Source organism: Streptomyces bullii, assembly GCF_042657145.1.
GTDB classification, from domain to species: Bacteria; Actinomycetota; Actinomycetes; order Streptomycetales; family Streptomycetaceae; genus Streptomyces; species Streptomyces bullii.
In genome coordinates, this window is sequence record NZ_JBHSNY010000002.1 from 283,667 (window position 1) to 302,207 (window position 18,541).

The 18,541-nt window shown below is 71.4% G+C and carries 14 protein-coding genes and 2 pseudogenes; 5 read left to right on the plus strand and 11 right to left on the minus strand.

Features of this window, described 5'->3' with window-relative positions:
* Positions 1 to 79 precede the first annotated feature (79 nt).
* The gene (locus ACFPZJ_RS05440; RefSeq protein ID WP_381017964.1) at positions 80 to 322 is read right to left on the minus strand and encodes a type 2 periplasmic-binding domain-containing protein; all 243 of its coding nucleotides are present in this window, start codon (positions 320 to 322) and stop codon (positions 80 to 82) included.
* Positions 295 to 1,218, minus strand: coding sequence for a substrate-binding periplasmic protein (locus tag ACFPZJ_RS05445; RefSeq protein ID WP_381017966.1), 924 nt, complete (start codon positions 1,216 to 1,218; stop codon positions 295 to 297). Before ACFPZJ_RS05445 ends, ACFPZJ_RS05440 begins: the two co-directional genes overlap by 28 nt.
* On the opposite strand from ACFPZJ_RS05445, the pseudogene ACFPZJ_RS05450 reads away from it, so the two are divergent.
* Together ACFPZJ_RS05450 and ACFPZJ_RS05455 are read left to right on the plus strand one after the other, a co-directional pair.
* Positions 1,127 to 1,318 (plus strand): annotated as a pseudogene (locus ACFPZJ_RS05450) (ornithine cyclodeaminase family protein); the annotation flags it as partial. The gene ACFPZJ_RS05445 and the pseudogene ACFPZJ_RS05450 overlap by 92 nt on opposite strands.
* Positions 1,319 to 1,352: 34 nt before the next feature.
* Positions 1,353 to 1,910, plus strand: a pseudogene (locus ACFPZJ_RS05455) (NAD(P)/FAD-dependent oxidoreductase); the annotation flags it as partial.
* Between the two features lie 264 nt (positions 1,911 to 2,174).
* On the opposite strand, the gene ACFPZJ_RS05460 reads toward ACFPZJ_RS05455, so the two are convergent.
* The 7 genes from ACFPZJ_RS05460 to ACFPZJ_RS05490 all read right to left on the minus strand — a co-directional run bounded on the left by ACFPZJ_RS05460 (position 2,175) and on the right by ACFPZJ_RS05490 (position 11,263).
* A complete protein-coding gene (locus tag ACFPZJ_RS05460; protein WP_381017969.1) occupies positions 2,175 to 3,893 on the minus strand; it encodes a VanW family protein in 1,719 nt (572 codons plus the stop codon).
* Between the two features lie 302 nt (positions 3,894 to 4,195).
* Positions 4,196 to 6,265 (minus strand): aKG-HExxH-type peptide beta-hydroxylase, encoded by a 2,070-nt coding sequence (locus tag ACFPZJ_RS05465; RefSeq protein ID WP_381017971.1) that lies wholly within the window; start codon positions 6,263 to 6,265, stop codon positions 4,196 to 4,198.
* Positions 6,262 to 7,482 (minus strand): hypothetical protein, encoded by a 1,221-nt coding sequence (locus ACFPZJ_RS05470; protein ID WP_381017973.1) that lies wholly within the window; start codon positions 7,480 to 7,482, stop codon positions 6,262 to 6,264. The genes ACFPZJ_RS05465 and ACFPZJ_RS05470 overlap by 4 nt, the downstream gene beginning before the upstream one ends.
* Positions 7,479 to 8,243 (minus strand): hypothetical protein, encoded by a 765-nt coding sequence (locus ACFPZJ_RS05475; protein ID WP_381017976.1) that lies wholly within the window; start codon positions 8,241 to 8,243, stop codon positions 7,479 to 7,481. The genes ACFPZJ_RS05470 and ACFPZJ_RS05475 overlap by 4 nt, the downstream gene beginning before the upstream one ends.
* The gene (locus tag ACFPZJ_RS05480; RefSeq protein ID WP_381017979.1) at positions 8,216 to 9,193 is read right to left on the minus strand and encodes a multinuclear nonheme iron-dependent oxidase; all 978 of its coding nucleotides are present in this window, start codon (positions 9,191 to 9,193) and stop codon (positions 8,216 to 8,218) included. The genes ACFPZJ_RS05475 and ACFPZJ_RS05480 overlap by 28 nt, the downstream gene beginning before the upstream one ends.
* Complete coding sequence (locus ACFPZJ_RS05485; RefSeq protein ID WP_381017982.1) at positions 9,180 to 10,991, minus strand: B12-binding domain-containing radical SAM protein; 1,812 nt, start codon at positions 10,989 to 10,991, stop codon at positions 9,180 to 9,182. The genes ACFPZJ_RS05480 and ACFPZJ_RS05485 overlap by 14 nt, the downstream gene beginning before the upstream one ends.
* Positions 10,992 to 11,134: 143 nt before the next feature.
* Positions 11,135 to 11,263: a hypothetical protein gene (locus ACFPZJ_RS05490; protein ID WP_360737009.1), complete on the minus strand. Its 129-nt coding sequence runs from the start codon at positions 11,261 to 11,263 to the stop codon at positions 11,135 to 11,137.
* 719 nt (positions 11,264 to 11,982) lie between these two features.
* Between ACFPZJ_RS05490 and ACFPZJ_RS05495 the strand changes: the two genes are divergently transcribed.
* The 3 genes from ACFPZJ_RS05495 to ACFPZJ_RS05505 are packed head-to-tail and all read left to right on the plus strand — an operon-like array spanning position 11,983 to position 16,282.
* Positions 11,983 to 13,281, plus strand: a complete 1,299-nt coding sequence (locus ACFPZJ_RS05495) for an MFS transporter (protein ID WP_381017984.1) — start codon at positions 11,983 to 11,985, stop codon at positions 13,279 to 13,281.
* A gap of 23 nt (positions 13,282 to 13,304) precedes the next feature.
* Entirely contained in the window at positions 13,305 to 14,249 is a 945-nt protein-coding gene (locus tag ACFPZJ_RS05500) for a metallopeptidase TldD-related protein (protein WP_381017987.1), read from the plus strand.
* Positions 14,246 to 16,282 (plus strand): JmjC domain-containing protein, encoded by a 2,037-nt coding sequence (locus ACFPZJ_RS05505; RefSeq protein WP_381017990.1) that lies wholly within the window; start codon positions 14,246 to 14,248, stop codon positions 16,280 to 16,282. The genes ACFPZJ_RS05500 and ACFPZJ_RS05505 overlap by 4 nt, the downstream gene beginning before the upstream one ends.
* Here the strand turns inward: ACFPZJ_RS05505 and ACFPZJ_RS05510 are convergent.
* Together ACFPZJ_RS05510 and ACFPZJ_RS05515 are read right to left on the minus strand one after the other, a co-directional pair.
* A complete protein-coding gene (locus tag ACFPZJ_RS05510; RefSeq protein WP_381017993.1) occupies positions 16,275 to 17,141 on the minus strand; it encodes an SGNH/GDSL hydrolase family protein in 867 nt (288 codons plus the stop codon). The genes ACFPZJ_RS05505 and ACFPZJ_RS05510 overlap by 8 nt on opposite strands.
* A gap of 38 nt (positions 17,142 to 17,179) precedes the next feature.
* Complete coding sequence (locus ACFPZJ_RS05515; RefSeq protein WP_381017995.1) at positions 17,180 to 18,406, minus strand: rhamnogalacturonan acetylesterase; 1,227 nt, start codon at positions 18,404 to 18,406, stop codon at positions 17,180 to 17,182.
* Positions 18,407 to 18,541: the final 135 nt, after the last annotated feature.

An 18,541-nucleotide genomic window follows, 5' to 3' on the forward strand; every position in this document is an offset into this window, starting at 1 on the left:
GGCGCCACGTCCGGGCGTCGGCAGCCGGAGAATCCGCCCCCTCTCCGGCTGCCGTTTGAGAGTCGCCCCGGATCCTGTGTCATTTGATCAGGCGCGGGTCACCGGCCTCGGCCGCGTCGGCCTTCAGGCCGTTGGCGGTCAGGATCTTCGCGAGTTCGCCACTGCTGCGCAGGACCGCGATGTCCTCGTTGATCGCCTTCACCATGGTCTGGCGTCCCTTCGGCATCGGGAAGGTGGACTGGGCGGCCTCGACGGAAGCGGAGACCTCGTCGAACGGCTTGGCCGCCTCGACCTTCAGCTTCCGGCCCTTGGTCGTGTACACGGCCGAGCCGTAGCTGTCGACACACACGTCGAGGCGCCCGCGAGGTCCTGGTAGCGGTTGACGGGTGAGGCGTAGGTCTTCAGCTTGCCGCCGAGGTGGTCCTTGAGGTCGGAGACCCACGGGAAGCCTTCCGTCGTGCCGACCGTGAGCCCCTTCGACTTCAGATCCGGGATGGAGTTCACGCCCTGCTCCGACACGAGGGCCATCTCGTCCAGATAGAGCGGATCGGACAGGTCGACCACCTTCGCCCGCTCCGCGGTGCGGTACCAGTCTCCGGCCGCCAGGGCGGCCCGTCCTGCCTGCGCGGTGGGAATGACCGCGGCGGCGCCGGCGGGCTGGACGGACAGGGTGAGGCACTCCATCTTCGCGGTCGCCTGGACGATCTCCCCGTCGATGCCCGTGAGGTTGTTCCCCTGGATCTTGCTGAACGGCGGGAAGTCGAAGCTCACCACGGTGAGCGTGCCCTTCTTCAGCGTCTTGAACCGGTGCTTGGGCTTGCAGTCGGCGCTGACGGCCGCCGGGGACGAACCGCCCGAACAGCCCGAGAGCGAGGCCACGGCCAGGATCGTGACCGCGGCGACGATCACCGTCGGGGAGCGGGAGATCCGCGAGGCCGTGACCATGAGCGAGGCGATGTAGGCCGTACGGCGCGGCTTCGTCGATCTGGCCGGCGGACAGTTCGAGATGCCCACCCGGACCGCGCTGCGGGACGGGCAGTTCCTGGTGCACCACCGGTCGACCGCGTCCGCCATGTTCAGGACGGTGAGCCTGACCTTCGCGCGGCGCCCCGCGATCTCGGGCATCGTGACCTGGAGCGAGACCGGACGTCTGGACAACCTGATCGCGGACGCCGGGGGGACGGGGCTGCGCACCGGCGCGGCGGTCGGCGTCGCCACCGATCTCCTCGCTCCGCCCCAGGCCGGCCGGCTGACCCTCATCAGGGCCGGCGGACGGGCCCCCGACCAGGTGCGCGCCGTGCACATGGTCCGGCCGTTGCGCCGCCTGACCGTGGTGGACACCGACCCGCGGCGTGCCCAGTCCCTCGTCGAGGCACTCGAACCCGAACTGCCGGGGTGGAACCGGCCACGGCGACCGACGCGGAGTCGGCCGTCCGGAGCGCCGAGATCGCCGGGTCACCGGCATCCGCTCCCGCGGCCGCACGGCGACCTCGGTCGTCGCCGGAGCGGAGGAGATCCGCGCCGACCTGTTCGTCCTCGCGGCGGGAGCGCACACCGGCCCGCCGGCGCGGCTGGCCGGGTTCCCACTGCCCATCCAGCCCGGCACGGGGTACGGGTGCGACGACACCAGCGGCTCGGTGACCCTGCGGCACTCGGTGTATCTCGGCGAGGCGAAGGTGGCCGTGACACCGCTGTCGCACCGGCTGCGGTTCGCCGGGACGATGGAGTTCGGCAGCTTCGACGCCACCGTCGACCCGCACCGGTTGCGCGGCATCGCCCGCTCCGCCCGCACGTACCTGCCGGGCTTCCCGACGGCGTCGCGGCCGCGCGGCTGGACGGGGCTGCGTCCGATGACACCCGACGGGCTGCCGGTCGTCGGGCCGCTGCCGGGCAAGGACAACGTGCTGGTCGCGAGCGGGCACAGCATGCTCGGGGTGACCCTGGCGCCGGTGACGGCGGAGCTCATCTCCGGCAGGTCAAGGGAGGACGGCACGCTTCCGCAGCCGCCCGCACGGCACGCCCCTTCGCCCCGCAGCGCTTCGCCTCGCGGCGGGGTCGAGGCGCGGCAGGCACGTGACGCACCGCGCCGGCGGCGCTGGTCCTCGCCTCCCGCGACACCATCTGGTCGTCGGGGCCGCCGCGGACCTGGTGCGCACGGTCTGCCGCGGGGGGGGTCACTCGCAGGTGATCTCGTCACGCGGGGTGTAGCGGGTGCGGAACGGCTCGCGCTTCACTTCGCGGCCCTCGTCGTAGAAGACCCGCTCCACGGTGACGTCGAAGCCCTCGAGCGGGGTCTGCGGCACGCACCTCTTGTCGGTGCTCACCTTCTTCGCCGGCTCCTTGACGTGGGTGCGCGGCCCCGTGACCGACTTGATCTCGTCGTACTTCCTGGTGCCGAGGAAGGTGACGGTCACGGAGGTGTCGGTGGAACGGGCCTGGATGTAGAGGGAGTTGCCGGAGTCGTTGGTGAACCGCAGGTCCAGGCTGCCCCAGGCGACGGTCGCCTCACGGCCCTCCGGGTAGCGCTCGATGTAGAAGGAGTGCGCCCCGTACTCCATGGGCTTGACTCCGGCGAAGAACATCGCGTTGAACACGGCCGTGGCGACGGCGGAGACACCGCCACCGGGCGCCTTCGTGAACTGGTCGTTGAGGATCATGACGCCCTCGACGAAGCCGTTGGCCTCGGTCCGCTCGCCGACGGTCCGGTTGAAGCTCCAGGTCTCGCCCGGCGCGACGACGGAGCCGTTGATCAGTTCCACGGCCCGGCCGATGTTCTTGGTGCGGTACGGGGCCGGCTCGAAGTTCACGGTGAAGGACGACATCTTCTCCGTCAGCCCCAGCCGCGCGGCGTTCTCGCGGGTCACCTCGGGCTGGATCCGCCGGACGGCCACCTCGCCGGCGCGGTCGGCGCCCGGCCTGGTGAGCAGCGGCAGCACCGTCCTGCCCAGCGCCTTGTCGGTGATCTCCTGGCCGGGTCTGGCGTCGGCGGTCACCACGACCTCGTCGCCGTGGAGCCCCAGCCTGGCGTTCTCTGCCTCGGTGGTGATCGCGGCCAGGGGCCGGGCCACTGCCGGGGCGGCGCGCAGTCCCTTGGCGTCGAGTCTCGGTTTCAACCTGCCGGCGTCGTCCGGCCGCATCGTGAGGTGTTTCCCGAGGACCTTCGGGCTGATGGTGAACCGCTTGCCGCCCGCGGTGAGCGTGACGGGCGCCGACATGGCCGGCCGCGCGAACTCGCGCACGGCCCGTCGTACCTCGTCGGCCGTGACCTTGGGCTTGGTCTCGCGGGCGGGCAGGGTCGTGACCGAGCCGCCGCCGGCCCGCAGGAAGGAGGTGCGCAGGGTGCCGACCGCGGCGTCCACGTCGAGCGCGTACCCCCGGCGTGGCAAGACCTGCTCGACCTGGCCGTCCTCGAAGGTGACGGAGCCGTCGCGGACCTTCTGACCGAGTGTCTTCGCCACCTTTGCGAGGGCCGCGCGGGCCTTGTCCTCGTCGACGCGGACGACCGGCTCGATGGCACCGCCCGAGCGGAACAGTCCGCCGATCACGCTGAGGGGATCGCTGCCGGTCCGCACCGCCCGGTCCACGGTCCGCTCGACGTCGAAGGCGATTCCGGCTTGCCGCGGGTCGACCACGCCCCGGCGGCCCCCGACCTTCACGGCCAGTTCCCGCGAGCCGGCCGCCCCCAGGTGCTCCTCCAGCTTCCGGACGGCCTCGGCCCGGCTCAGGCCGCCGATGTCCACACCGCGCACCGTGGTGTCCGCTTCGATCTCCCCGCCCGTCAGCAGCAGCCCGGCGAGGTACAGCCCACCGACACCGATGGTCAGCGCACCGCCGGCCAGAGCGAGGGGCGGAGCGGAGGCCAGCCGTGGCAGGGCAGCTCGGAGAGAGGACATTCGGGGGCGCATGGGTCTCCCGGGCGGACGATCGAGGGGCCTGCACCCGGTGACGCGACGCCGAGTGCAAAGGCGAGCTCCTCAACCTACTCACATTCGGGGACATATCTGTATGGCCAAGGCCACGTATGTCGCAGATCGCCGGCGGCGCTCGGGTGAGGCCTTCGGCTGGGGGCTTGGTCGGCGGCGCTGCGCTGGCGGTGCTCGGCCGGCGGACTGGACGCCGCCGGCACCGCGGGTGGCGGACTGGACGTCAGCGCCTCGCCGATGCGGCCGGGCCGTGCGCGGCCCGGCCGCATGGGTCAGGCCAGTCGGTCCAGGATCCGCTCCACTTCCGCGAGGATCGCCGCGCCGACCGGCTCCAACAGCGCTCGCTCGTGCAGCAGGGCCCAGGCGTCCCGGACGATCTCGGTGCGATGAGCGAGGTACCCGCGGATGTCGGTGGTGGGTACCTCGGGGACGCCCTTGTCGATCAGCAGTGAGGTCAGGTGGATCTCCCGGGCGAAGGAGTAGCAGCCGTGGAAGACGGCGGTCAGCGGCCGGTCGGCGTTCACCACGGGACTGATCGCCCGGTCGTCGGGATTGGCGCACAGGGGCATCAGGTCGATCAGTGTGCTCATGCGGTTGTGGCCCGTCTCGTGGACCAGCGTCTGCGCGGCCATCAGCGCCGGGCGGGGACTGCTGACGATCTGGCCGCGGAAGGCGTGAATGCTGTAGTTGTGCGGCCTCAGTCCGGCCCACGGCATCGGCAGCAGGCGCTCGACGCACAACCGCGCCTCGTCCCAGGCTTCGGGCCACACCGCGCGCAGCAGTTCCGCGGCCTCGGTGAACTCGTCGTGGAAGCGGGCCACGTCCGCCGGCCCGACGGAGGGCAGCACCTCGGTCGGCGGCAGGTGCTGATCCAGCCAGCGGGAAGGGCTGGGCACGATCCAGGGGCCGTCGAGGACCCGTCCCAACGCCCCTGCGCCGGGCCCGTCCTCGGACAGGCTGACGGTGGTGCCGCCGCCGTCGCGGGCGATGACGGCACCGTCCGCCGCGAGGTGCAGCGACCAGGTGCCGGTCGCCGAGCGCGCGGTGACCGCCCTGCCCAGCCGGGGCACGGCCAGTCCGCCGTCGCGGTCCGCGGGAACCCGGATCTCCGGGACCGGCACCGTACCGGCGCACGCCGCCAGTTCGGGCAGCAGGAAGAACGCGAGCCAGTGGGCGAGCGGGTCCTCCTGCCGGGCGACGGGCAGATCGCCCGGGCCCTGCTTGGCCACGGCGATCCACGAGGTGATGTCGGGGCCGGTCAGCAGCGCCTCCTGAGCGGGCCCCGAAGAGGCGGTGAGGGCCCGCGCACAGGCCTGGTACAGCTCGCGCTCCGGCTCACCGGCGGCCAGGGCGAAGCGCCGCAGCACCAGCTTCAGCAGGTCCCTCAGGTTCTTCCGGGCGAGCAGCGCGTTGAGCGGTGCGGCGCTGTCCGGCGGACCGCCGGGCAGGACGAACCCGTCCACCGGGGGCTCGGGTGCCGAAGCGATGAACCGCTTCACCGTCGTCATGTCGATGTCGAGCCTGTCGACCGGTCCCCGTGCCGCGCGCATCGCCACTTCGCCCTCCGCCTTTCTCCTGGTCCGCTCCAGTGCGCCGCTGCTTCCCAACGCCGTGACGGCCTCGGCCAGCCGCGCCTTCCTCGACTCACCGGCTCCGGGCCCGACCGGCAGCGGCCGGTGCCACGACTCCTCGTGCCGCAGTTCGGCGCTCAGCGTGCGGTGCAGCGCCTGCCAGACCGTCCTGGCGTTCACCACCAGGCTTGCGCTGAGGCTGTCGCCCTCCGAGACGCCCCAGTGCCGCCACAGCAGGGGGATGTAGAGGACGTCACCGGGACCGAGGGTGAACTCCAGGCCGTCCTCCGGCAGGCCGTCCTGCGGCATCGGGGCGTCGCCGACACCGGGTTCACCCAGCATGCGCAGCCGCCGCTGCTCCGGGTCCAGCGTGTCGGGTGGGGCCAGCCGCCACCGCTTGCTGCCCTCCAACTGGATGGTGAAGTTGTCGCTGTTGTCGATGTGCGAGCCGATCGAGGAGGTGCCCTCGGTGAGGAACACGTCGCACCACACGTCGTCCCAGTCGAATTTCTCCCGGGCCGCCGCGCACAGTCCTGCCACGCCCGGCAGTCCCTCGCGCAGCGCTTCGAGGAACCAGATGGACCGGCCGTCCGTCTGCACTCCGGTGGTGGCGGTGGCCAGGGCCCTGACCTCCTCCCGTCCGGGTGCCGGGGCGAGGAACGTCTCCGCCGCGCCGCGGAAGACGACGGGTGCACGGCGCCACCGGGCGTCGAAGAACTCCTCGTCGAGCACGGCGAGCCGTTCCGGCCGTTCCGCCGCGGTTGCGCTCATGCTGCCGCTCCGTTCCCGAGTAGCTGTCGCTGTGCGTCGATCTGTCGCGACAGCCACGGCTGCCGCGCGATTCCCAGACGGTCGCCGAGACCGGCCGCGAGCCGGGCCGCGTCGACGTGGAGCGGGTAGCTGCCCGCGAATTCCAGGAGGGCGCGATGGGCCTCTTCGTACGCCCCTGTCCGCAGGGTGCACAGCGCCGCCAGGAACGAGGACTTCACCTCGATGGTGTCCGTCCGATCCCCGGTGGCGCGGCGGAACCACTCCCCGGCCGTCGTGAAGGACTGCGTCCGGTAGTGGGACAGGCCGATTCCGTACGCCAGCCAGGAGGAGCGGCAGCCCGCTTCCGCCGCCTCGTGCCAGCACCGGCCTGCCTGGTCGAGGTCACCCGACGTGTGCAGGTGCAGCAGGCCCAGCAGGGCCGTGCCGACCGGGCCGAGCGGCGACAGCTCGGACTGGTACCGGTCGAGCGGCACGGGGCCGCCGTCGCCTCGCAGGGCGGTGAACGTGGCCTGCGGCAGGGGGAGCGCGTCCCGCTCGCGCTGCCGGGTCCCCCGCCCCAGTTGGCCGGCGAGAGCCGGGGCGAGGTCACGCCGGGACTCCGGCAGGAAGCCGCTGCGCACGGAGTACGTCATGGAGTCGACGTTGTCGAGCAGGCCGTGCCGGCCCAGCAGGTCCAGGAGCTCGTCCGGCTGATGGTCCTGTCCGGTGCGCACGTCGGCGAACCAGTCCAGGTCGAGGTCGACCCGGCTGCGCGGGTCGTGGGTTCCGGCGCCGAAGGTGGCGGGGGTGTGGATCACCAGGTCGAGGCCGCAGATCCGGGTGTGCAGCGCTCCCCGTTCGTCGAAGCGGGTGGCATCGAGGACTTCGGGTTCGGACGCGATGACACTCAGCGCCCCGAGCAGTCTGCGCCTGGCGGCCGGCGAGTCCGCCTCCTGGGTGGCCCGTACCCAGGTGAGTCTCGACACCAGGCCGAGCGTGGCGCCGGCCGCGTAGAAGTCGTCCAGACCGTAGCTGCCCGCCACTTCTCTGATGGGCAGTCTGCGGTTCTCGGCCTCGATCGGTCCCTCGCCGTCGAGGTGCTGAAGCCGTGCGGCCGCCGCCCGGGCGAGTGGCTTGAGGTCGAGGTGCCGGTCGAAGCAGATGACGGACTCCGAGCGGTAGCCCAGCCGGGCCCAGCTCGCCACCACCTCGCCGTGTTCCTCGTGCAGCGCGATCACGGAACGAGTCCTTTCCCTCGGAGCACCTCGCGGGCCCGGCCGACCAGTTCGGCTCGGTCACCGGCTGTCCAGGCCCGCAGCCAGCCCGGCCGGGGTTCGGCGCTCCACAGCAGGGCGGCGACCAGGGGAGCGCTCAGCTCGCCGGCGAAGTACCGGCCCCCGCAGGCCACGAACACCATCGGTGCCGTCGGCGCACGGTCGGCGTCGCGCAGCAGCCGGGTGCTGTCCGTCCAGGCGGCCCAGGACCCTTCGCCGGTGCGGCGCAGGTGCGGGTGACGGATGAGAAAGCCCGGCTCCGGGTGCCTGGCCAGGGTCTTGAGCAGCGAAGCCAGCAGCTCCCGCTCGATCAGGAGCGCGCTGTCCGTGCCCCGGCCGGCCTTGTCGAGCAGGAATTCCGCGAACGCCTCGGTCACCGACCGGCCGCGCCGGAGGCCGAGCATGTCGACATCCGAGCAGTGATGCCCGCGCAGGAACTCCGCCACCGCGCGCTGCCCCGCGTTGTGGCGGTCCGGGTACAGCGCCCGCAGGCTGTGCTCGAAGTGCTCGCGCAGCGGTACTCCGCCGATCGCGCCCTGTGAGATGCCCTGGGTCAGTTCGTGCGAGACCCTGGCCAGCTGCTCGACGTCCACCTCGCGCAGCGCGGCCGGGGCGGTCGCGTCCACCGCGCCGACGCCGTCGACGCCTCCGGTGCGCCGTGGGCTCGGGTAGCTCAGCCGGTGCTTGAACGCTCGGTTCAGTTCGACGAGTTCGCCGCCGCCCACTGGTTCACCAACTTCCTCAGTCGTTCGAGGTTGGGAAGGCTCTTCGGAACCATCCGGCCCGACCTGTCGTAGTTCGGGTCCTCGTAGGTGACCGCTTCCAGCCGGGGACACAGCTCCAGGAGCCGCTCCGCCAGGACCAGTTGCTCGTCCAGCAGGACACCGTGGTGCAGGTCCAGGAAGCGGTCGCGGCTGATCGCCGAGCCCGACAGGTGGAGTTCGGTGCACTGCGCCAGCGGCAGCCTGTCCAGGTCCGCGTACAGACCGGCTCCCCGCTCGCCTCGCCACCACCGCCAGCTCAGCAGGTGCCCCACGTCGAGGGTGACGTCGGCACCGCTGCGTTCGGCGACCCGGCGGAAGAAGTCGTAGGCGTCCATGTCGCCCACCACCACCGTGACACCGTCGGTGAAACCCGGGAACTCCACCCGCAGGACGGGGTCGAGTTCCCGCATCGCCTCGCGGATGCCGGCCGCTACGTGGGTGACGTTCTCCTCGACCAGGTAGGGCGGCAGGGGGTACGGCATCGGTATGCCGCCGAGGGACCACATCCCGAGGTCCTCGACGACCCACTGCCAGTCGAAGTGCCGGTGCAACTCGTTGGTGAACTCGTAGACCGGGCCACGGTCGTAGGGCTCGACGGTGCCCAGGTTGAGCATCGTCTGGTGCAGGGCGACCGGAGTGCCGGCGGGGAGCTGCTCCATCAGGCGCCGGTAGGGCTCCAGATAGTGCTCGGCCAGCAGTGGCACCGGCCCGCGAGGCTGGAAGGCGAAGGCGTAGTAGGCGTAGTCGGTGCCGTGGCGGGCGAGGAAGTTGCGGACGCGTTCGTTGGGGCCGGGGTCGTCGGGGTCGAAACCGATCGGTGCTCCCCAGGGCAGGTCCATCCCGGCGCCCAGTCCACGGCGTCCGGGGCGGCCCGCCTTGCCCGGGCGGGCGAGGGGTTCAGCTGTGGTCACCGACATCCGCCTCCTTCAGCAGACCCAGCAGTTTGCGGCCGAGTTCGGTGCGCGCCGTCAGCCGGCGTGACGCTCCGGACGCCCGGAGGGTGACGTGTCCGGGGCCGATGCCGTACCGCATGCGCCAGCGCAGGTCGATCAGGCGTCCCTGGACGGGCACGATCCAGGGGTGCAGCACCAGTTCGTCGGCCGGTTTCGCGCCGTCGGCCTTCTTCCACCGCGGATGCTTCTCGTCGTTCTTGCCCGGTAGCACCACGCGCACCGTCTCGCGCAGCCAGTCCGCCCGTTCCTCACGGGTGGCGCCCTCGTAGTCGATCACCTTGCCGTGCCGCCCGGCCAGGTAGCTGAAGCCGTTGTTGGACTGGAGTTGGTCACCGTCCGCCACGGTCAGTCCGGTGCGGTGCCGAGGCTCGGAGGCGAGCAGCGACGTCGGTTCGGCGATCATCATCTGCGCGGCGTCGATGCCGAGCCGCGCCGAGTTGCGTACGAGGAACTCCCTGCTCGCCCGGGCTTCCTCCGCCGTCTCGCCCGGCAGGCCGCCCATGACGCTGAGGCGCAGCACGATGCCCGACTCGTCGAGCACCTCGACGATCCGCTGGTACAGATCCGCCCGCACGCCCTTGTCGACGAGGTCCAGCAGCCGTTGGGAGTTGGTCTCGTAGCCGACGCTCATCAGCCGGCACCCGGCGTCGTACATGCGCCGCACGAAGGCACGGTCGGCGAGCAGGGGCTCCAGCCGGTTCCGGGTCGACCAGGTGAAGGTGTGACCGCGGGCGCGCACCAGCTCGGCGGCGCCGAGCACGAGGCGCAGATTGCAGTTCTCGTCGACGAACGCCACGAAGCGCGCGCCCGTCCGCCGCAGGCCGTGCTCCACATGGTCGGCGAGTTGTTCCTGGGTGAGTTGCTGGTACTGGCCGCGGCTGCGGTTGCCGTAGGAGCAGAACGTGCAGCGCCCCCAGTAGCAGCCCACACAGGAGATGAGGGGCATTTGGGGCTCGGGACTCAGATAGGAGGAGAAGGGCAGGCCGTCGAAGTCGGGCGGCGGGTTGTCCGCGATGTGGTGTTCCGGCGCGGGCGAACTGCCGTGCGTGGTGACCAGCCCGGGCACTTCATGGATCGGGCGGTCCGCCTCGACCGCTTCGGCCAGCCGGTGCAGCACCGCTTCGCCCTGGGTGGTGACGAGGGCGTCGACATGGCGGAACGTCTCGGGCATGGCGGCCAGTTCCGCGCCGCGCATCATCAACTGCTGTCCGCCGAGGACGACGATCGTCCCGGGATGTCGCTGTTTCACCAGCCGCGCCATACGGAAGGCGGGCGCGAGCTGGCTGAAGTACGCGACGGAGATGCCGAGCACGCGTGCCGGTCGGTCCGGGAGCAGGGCACGGGTCAGCTCGTCGTGCTCGTGAGCGGCGAGGTCACCGGCCGGGGCGTCGGACTCGGCGAGGCCGAACACTTCGGGCAGGCTGGTCACGGGCCGGGTCAGCACGCTGTCCCGCACCATGATGTCCATCACGTTGTTGACCAGCCGGAAGCCGACCTCGAAGGGCAACGACGTGCTCTGCTTGCGGACGACGGTCGAGTACAGCAACTCGTGCTGGTCCGCCGCGAAGGACAGCAGGGCCTCGTCGAACTCGTCCAGTCCGCCCAGCCGCAGTCGTTTCCCCAGCACCGCGGGCTCCAGAAGCCGGTGCGTCAGCGCGATGTTGAGGTCGCTCTGGACCGCCGTGACCCCGTGCCGGCGCAGGTAGGCGACCAGCATGGGCAGGCTGAGATAGGGAAACAGACGTGCCTCGGTCACCCCGGGGAAAACCAGGTGCACCGCTGCCTGAGGTGTCGGGTGACGCACCGCTTCTCCTCATCGGGCCGGCAGGGTTCGGTTCGGGCGCCAAGGCCGGCGAGCCGATCCCTTCGGGGGACCCGCTCGCCGGCCACGGCCGTGGATCAGACGGCGAAACGGAAAGCGTGGAACGCGGCGCCGTCCTGCAGCTCGGCGGCCTCGACGACCTCCAGGCCGTCCAGCTCGGTCAGCAGGTCCTCGTTCACGTCCTTCTGGATCTGCTCTTCATTCATGGCAATTCCTTTCTCGACAGGCGAGGGACAGCGTGCGGACACACCGGACCCCACAACGGAGTTTTTCTTCTCCCCGGTGAAACTCCGCATTCGAAGAATCCCGAAGAGGCCCAGGACGCCATCGGACTGCCGGTGCGAAGGAGTTTTCACTCCCGGGCGGACAGCCGCCTGGCGCATTTCAATGAAAGGTGCGATCTATGAAGGTCTGGCCGCTCTGGTGCAGCGGCGCGCGGAAAGGAACCGGACGAAGCGTCACCCTCACGGCCTGGCGGAAACGCCTGGCCGGACACGCGGTTCGCCCGGTCGGCGCCGCGTCCTTGCATGCTGCGGAACAGCAGGAATCACCAGAAAGCCCCCGTGGTCTTGCATCGCACCGTGTGCGATGCCCCCGTAGAAGCCCGATGGACGGGCTCCTGGGACGAAGACGTTAGAGAGGCTTTTCGGGACTGTCAACGATGACTATGCGCCAATGGATCAGCATTCAACAATCCGGCGAACATCACGGGGTCGCGATGGGCGAGAATGCCCGCCGCACCACACTGCCCGAACGCGAAGTGCCGTGACAGATGCGTGCACCGCCCCGTAAGCTCGGCCGGCACCGTCAGGTGAGCGACTGTCCTGAACGTGTCGACCGAAAACAGTCCTGACGCGGCCGTAACAATGCCGGCGCGACGCGAGCCACGCGAACCGCCCGGGCGATCCATCACAAGGGGGGAATCGTGGGGCGTGGGCCCTTCTCGCATCCTGGTTATCGCTGGCTGTGGTCCGGCCAGTTGGTCAGCATCATCGGTGATCAGCTCTTCCCCATGGCCGTCGTCGCCCTGGCGCTGGGCCGGGAGGAGTCCGCCTTCTCGCTCGGCGTCGTCTTCGGCTCCCGGTTCTGCGCGCTCGCGCTGCTCATCCTGGTGGGCGGCGTGCTCGCCGACCGGATGGACAAGCTCCGCCTGATGATGTCCAGCGATGTGGTCCGGCTCGCCGCGGTGCTGCTGCTCATCGCCCTGGGGAACGGCGCGCCGTTGTGGACGCTGGCCCTCATCACCTTCCTGATGGGCGCCGGCGAGTCGATCTTCCAGCCGGCCTACGACTCCGTCGTGCCTTCCCTCGTGCCGGAACAGGTGCTGGAACAGGCCAACGCCGCCACGAACATGCTGAAGAACATCGGCCAGGTCGTCGGTCCGGCCGGTGCCGGCCTGCTGGTGGCGGCGGTCGGCCCCCGCAGCGCCCTGTGGGTCGACGCCGCGACCTTCGCCGTCTCCTCGCTCACCTTGCTCATGGTCGGGCGGCGGATGGGTGCGCGGCGTCAACCGGCCGCCGAGCACGAGGAGTCGATGTTCGCGGAGGCCGTCGCCGGCATCCGGGTGGTGGTCCGGATGCGATGGCTGATGGCGCTCGAGGCGATGGCCGTCGTCCATGTGCTGTTCGCCGTCGGCCCCTGGTTCGTCCTGGTCCCCTTGATCGCCGACGACCGGCTCGGTGGCCCGGCCGGATACGGGCTCGTGCTGTCCGCCTTCGCCCTCGGCGGCATCGGTGGCGCGGCAGTGGCGGGCCTGCTGCAGAAGCTGTTCCGGCGGCCGGGCCTGTGGGCGCTGACCGCGATCAGCTTGTTCGGCGTGGCCTGCCTCGCCTTCGCGGTGACCTCCTCCCTTGCCGTACTCGTCGCGCTGTTCGCCCTCGGTGGCGCGGGTGTGCAGTTCTTCGACGTGCTGAAGACGAGCGCCATCCAGCGGCATGTCCCCCGTGCGCTCCTGGGCCGCGTGTTCGCCCTCGACTTCTTCGCGTCCTTCGTCGGGATGCCGGCCGGGCAGATGCTGGCCGGTCTGCTGGTGGTGGGCGCGCAGCAGGCCGTCACCGCGATGGCCGTCGCCGGTGCCGTCGTCTTCGTGACCACCTTGCTGCCCCTGGCCGTGCGTGACGTGGCGACCCTGGGCGGACCCGGCGCCGAGGCGCCCCCTGCGGACGATGGGAAACAGGCCACCGGTCAGGTGGCTCCCGCGACCGGGGCCGGCGCGGCTGAATGAGTAACGCCGCCGAGACACCGTCCGTGACCGCCGAACTGACCGCACTGTGCGCGGGGTTGCCCGGCATGCGCGTCACGGTGGAGACGGACGGCACGGGTTGGGCTGTGCTGGTGACCCACCACGGCAGGGGCCTCGTCCAGTGGGGCGCCCGCTCGCCGGACGCGGCCGGTCTGCGCGCGGCGCTGCTGTCCGAGGGGCTGGACTCGCTCCGTACCGATCTGGCCGCCGTTCGGACGTCCAGCCCGTTGCCTGCGCGGGTGGCCGCGCCGGTGGTGATGACACCGCTGATGGCCGCCATCGCCGTGCACGAGTGCGTCGGGCACACCAGCGAGGCCGACAACTACGCCGAGTACGGGCACCGGTTGGGCGTCGCCCTCGGGGACCGCTGGACCCGCATCCCGCTGACGGTGACCGACGACCCCACCCGGCCGGGGCACTGTGGGTCCTACGCCCATGACGACGAGGGCGTCGCGGCCGTCCCGGTCCGGCTCGTCGAGGACGGCCGCTGGAGCGGACTGCTGACCAGCCGCGCCCACCCGGGCCCGGGCGGCAGCAACGGTCACGGCCGGCGTGCCCCCGGGGCCGGCGACGTACTCCCCCGCATGGGCGTGCTGAGCGTAGGACCGGGCGAACACCGCGCCGAGGACCTCATCGCGTCGGTCACGGACGGGTTCCTGCTCGGCGCCCCGCGCGAGGGCGGCTCGGTACGGGAGTACGTCCTGCTCAAACCCGCCTGGGCCCGGCGCATCCGCGACGGCCGCGTCACCGGGGAGGTGTACACCGACCTGGTGGTACGCGGCCACAAGGTGCAGCTCATGAGAAGACTGCGCGGCATCGGCGACCGCGTGGTGATGAACGACCCGTACCACCGCTGCGACAAGAAAGGCCAGGAGGTCTCGGTCTCCCTGGAAGCCCCGTACCTGCTCTTCGACGACCTGCTGCTCTATCCGGACGGAGGAACACCATGACGGAGTTCGTGAGGGGCCTGAGCTACGAACGGTTCCTGGCCGAGTACTGGCGCCGGAAGCCGCTGTTCGTCAAGGGCGGCGCACAGGACGTCCTGGAGCGGACGCTGAGCTACGAGGAGGCGGACGCGATCGTCGCGCGGGTCCGTGAGCAGGCACCCGACCGGCTCGCCTGCGACCCGGGGCGCATCGAGTTCGTCAAGGGGGCCGACGCGGTGAGCCCCGAGCTGGCCAGGCGCGCCGGTGAACTGCAGAGCAGGCTGGGGTGGCCGCGGGTCACCTTCGACGTCTCGCGTACCCACGCGCCCGGCAGCATCGGCTGTCACTTCGACTACGACGACAACTTCACCCTCCAGCAGGACGGCAGCAAGATATGGCGCATCGGCTCGCCCGTGGCCGTCCCGGAGGCGGACCGGCGCCGGCGCGTCCTGGAGGATCCGACGATCTCGGGACAGTTCTATCTGACCGACGACTACGAGGAGTTCGTCGTCGAGGCCGGCGACCTGCTGTACATCCCGCTCTTCCACCCGCACTGGGGCACCTCGACCGGCCGGTCCCTGTCCCTCACCATGACCTGTAACCTGCTCACCCCGCTCACCGAACTCTGGCCGGTGCTCCGTGAGGAACTGTCCGAGCTCCGGCAGTGGTGGCATCCCGCACCGTTGCCGGCCACCCCGGACGAGCGGACCCTCGACGAACTCCTCGACACGCTCGCGGACCCCGCGGTACGCCGGCGCGTCCTGGCCCGGTGGCAGGAGGCCCGCCGGTACGCGGTGGCCCACCACCGTCCCGAACTGCGCCCGGCCCCGGCCGAGCCCGCCCGAGTGGACCCGGTGACGGTCGATGTCACGGCGCTCAAGCCGCTGTACGCCACCGCCGGACCCTCGATCGACCTGGAGAACGCGGCGCTGCCCGGAGAAGCGACCGCCCCACTCGGCCCCCTGGTCGCCAAGCGGTACCTGAAACGGCTGCTCGTGCTGGCGCGGGACCGGGCGGGCGTGTGCGGGGACGCTCGGCTCGCGGCGTCCGTACAAGCGGTGGTGAACGGGCTCACGCGGCTGCCGCACCCGGTTCTCCTGGACTGGTGTCGCGGCCCCGAGGTCACGTCATGGGTGCGGCAGGCGGAACGCGAGCGTGAGGCCGGCTACCGCCGCACCCCGGACACGCTGCTCGGTCACCTCACGGCGTTCTGTCTGCCCGAACTGATCCGGCACCGGGTGCTCGAACCGGGCACGACGCTGGTGGCCACCCTCAGCGGTCCGGAGGAACTGGCCCTTCCGTCGGCCGGCCGGGTGATCGAACTGCCCGACACGAGGGACGAGACGGTCACGGCAGTGGTGGACGCTCCCCATGCGGAAGTCGGCGGCGTGCGACTGCCGTTGACGGACCTGACGGGTCAGACCGCAGGCCCCCGGGTGCGCGTGATGCCGGCCCTCGCGGACGACGGTCCTTACGTGCTGCCCCCGCACTCCTGGTACACCGCCTTCCACCCGGCCGGCCGCCGGTATCCGCATCCGCCGATCGGGGCGCCCCTGGACGAGTTCCTGGCCACGGTGGCGCATGCTCTGGTCCTGGTCGAGAAGGTCTGGGCGCCGGCCGCCGAGGACATCCGTGACTCCCTGCGCCGGCTCGCCCCGGCGGAGGCGCCGCTGCCCGAGAGCGCGCCCGCCTTCCGCGGCGCGGCCATCGTCGCCGGCACCGACCCCGTGCAGGTCGCCCGGCAGCTGTGCCGGGCGGCGGCCTGCGCGCGCTACGACGCGCTCACCGACCTGTACTCCCTGAGCGAGGAGCCGGGAGCATCCGTACGCCCTCCCTCCGCCGGGACCGACGTGACGACCGCCGCCCTGCTGCGGGACACATACGCGGCGGTGAACGAGCTGGAGTTCCTCCGGCGTTGCGACTCGCCGACGTCCGCCCCGGACCTGTCGGGACGGGTCGGCGAGTCGCTCGCCGTCCTGCGGCGCGACGGTCGGCTCACCTCGCACGGCCACACGCTGCTCACCGGGTTGTCCGCACAGTCCCGCCGCCCTACGTGAGATAGGCGGCGAGCCGGAGGTTCTGCCGGCGCACGTCACCGGCGACGAGCCCGGCGACCCGCTGCGCGCCGTAGGTTTCGAAGTGGGTGCGGTCGTTGCAGAAGAAGGCGCCCACGGGGCCCGATCCGAAGTCGCCGTCGTGCGGGCAGAATCGCAGGCTGTTGTAGAGCGACACGCTCAACGTCTGCAGATCGATGACCGGCGCCCCGGTGGCGGATCCGGCGGCGTAGGTCTCGTCGACGAAGCCGCGGTTCTTGGTCGCCGTGCTGCCGGAACACGTGATCGCGGCCACCGGCGTGAGCAGCACAGGGTACGCGCCCCGGGCCAGGGCGGCCCGCGCCATCATGGTCATCAGCTGCTGGTACCGGGCCGGGCCGACATGCCGGGGGCAGGTCGAGGAGGAGTCGTTGATGCCGAACTGGATGAAGAGGTAGTCACCGGCCTTCATCCCGGTGCTCGCGTCCAGCATCGCCTGCCAGCGCGACGAGTACGTGCTGGAGGTGAGACGGCACTCGCCGTCCGGGCCCATGGTGCTGCTGACGTTCGACTCGTACAGCCAGGTCTGAATGCTGCGGCCGCCCACCGCCTGGTTCCTGACGGTGACGTCACCGGTGAACAGGGCGGCGAACTGGCTGCCCCAGCCGACGGGGCAGGCCGCGCTCGGCCTGGCCATGGTTGAGTCACCGGCCAGCCACACGGTGACCGGCTCGGCCGCCGCCGCTCGTACGGCCGGTGCCGCGGGGCCGGTCGCGCCGTCGCAGTGCGCCGCGGTGCTGCCGGCCGCCGAGGCGGCACTGACGCCGAGGCCCGACAAGGCGATCACCAGCGCGGTCGTGATGAGGGTCCGTAAGGTCTTCATGGGTTTCCTCCCAGGGACGGGTCGCCGCCGGGTGCCGGTCAGCGCAGGTAGGCGGCCAGGGGCAGGCGCTGCTCGCGGATGCTCTGGAGCACCAGACCGCCGATCCGGGTCGCTCCGTACTGCGAGAAGTGGGTGTTGTCCGTGACGCCGTCGACGGAGGAGCGCAGGAAGAGCTGCGCGGAGGCGGACGGGCCGAGGGACTCGACCAGCGCCTTGCTCCTGGCCGTCAGATCGATCACCGGCACCTGCTGCGCCGCACCGACCGAGCGCATCTGGGCGGGCAGGTCGACGCCGACGCCGTTGACGTGCAGCGCCGTTGACGTGAGCCGGTCGCCGTCGAAGAGCCGGCGGACCGGTGGCGTCACCAGGACCGGGACGCCGCCCTTCGCCCTGACCTGCGTGATCATGGAGGTGAGGTTGTTCCGGAAGGCGGACGCGCTGGTCTGCTTGTCGTTGTGGCCGAACTGGATGAAGACCGGGTCGTTCGCCCCGACCTTCGACAGCAGCGCCGGGAAGAGCGCCGAGTTGTTCAGGAAGCTGCCCGAACTCTCCCCGGAGTCGGCGTAGTTGGCGATGGCCGCGCCCGGACGCACCGCGGTTGTGATCATCTGGCCCCATCCGGTGTACGGAGCGGCCGGCTGGTCGCACACGGTCGAGTCACCGGCCAGATAGGCAGCCAGCGGCTGGGCCGCCGGCTTCACCGAGACGGCCGAGACCTGCGGGGCGGCCCCCGTGAACCGGATGTCCAGACCGGGGTTCCCGGTGCCTCCCTGCCCGCTCGGCTGCCCTTCCGGCTGCCTCACGTTCACCGTGAACGAGTACGTGGCGACGGCTCCAGCCGCCGTCCTCGTCGCTGGAAGCATCAGACGCCGGGCCTCCACCCACATCTCGGTCTGCCCGGCGGAGGCGCCACCGACGGAGACCGTCACGTCGTAGTTGCCCGGTGAGACCGCGTAGTGACAGGTGATCGGTGAGGTGCCGGAGCATCCGGCCGGCAGAGCCCGCGGCGCGGCGGCGTCGGCATGCGCCGCGCCGGTGGCGGCCAGCGCCGCGAGGGTCAGGACGCCGGCTGCTGCGAGCCGTGCCCCCTCTGGGCCGCGGCGCCGCCCCGCCACTTTCTTGGCGGTGTCCCCGGCTGACCGGGCCGGCGTCTGGGGTTCGGCGAGCGCGGTGGCGGTGGCGGTCGCCTCGGCGCTCGCGGGGGTGGCGTTGCGCGGCGTCCGGCGGCTGAGCCGCCCGGAGCCGGATGCGCGGGTGGGGGACATGGTCGCTCCTCTCCGCCCGCCGGCCGCGCATCAGAGGTTGCGGCCGGCGGACACGGGGTCGTGGGGGGTGGGCGTTGCCACGGGCCGATGCGGGTGAGGGGGCCATCGGCGGTGCTGCGCACGTGGTGGAGGCGG

Excerpts from the sequence above, each read along its gene's own strand:
- ACFPZJ_RS05460 (WP_381017969.1), bottom strand. The coding sequence starts at position 3,893 with ATGTCCTCTCTCCGAGCTGCCCTGCCACGGCTGGCCTCCGCTCCGCCC.
- ACFPZJ_RS05465 (WP_381017971.1), bottom strand. The coding sequence starts at position 6,265 with ATGAGCGCAACCGCGGCGGAACGGCCGGAACGGCTCGCCGTGCTCGAC.
- ACFPZJ_RS05490 (WP_360737009.1), bottom strand. The coding sequence starts at position 11,263 with ATGAATGAAGAGCAGATCCAGAAGGACGTGAACGAGGACCTGCTGACC.
- ACFPZJ_RS05505 (WP_381017990.1), top strand. The coding sequence starts at position 14,246 with ATGACGGAGTTCGTGAGGGGCCTGAGCTACGAACGGTTCCTGGCCGAG.
- ACFPZJ_RS05510 (WP_381017993.1), bottom strand. The coding sequence starts at position 17,141 with ATGAAGACCTTACGGACCCTCATCACGACCGCGCTGGTGATCGCCTTG.
- ACFPZJ_RS05515 (WP_381017995.1), bottom strand. The coding sequence starts at position 18,406 with ATGTCCCCCACCCGCGCATCCGGCTCCGGGCGGCTCAGCCGCCGGACG.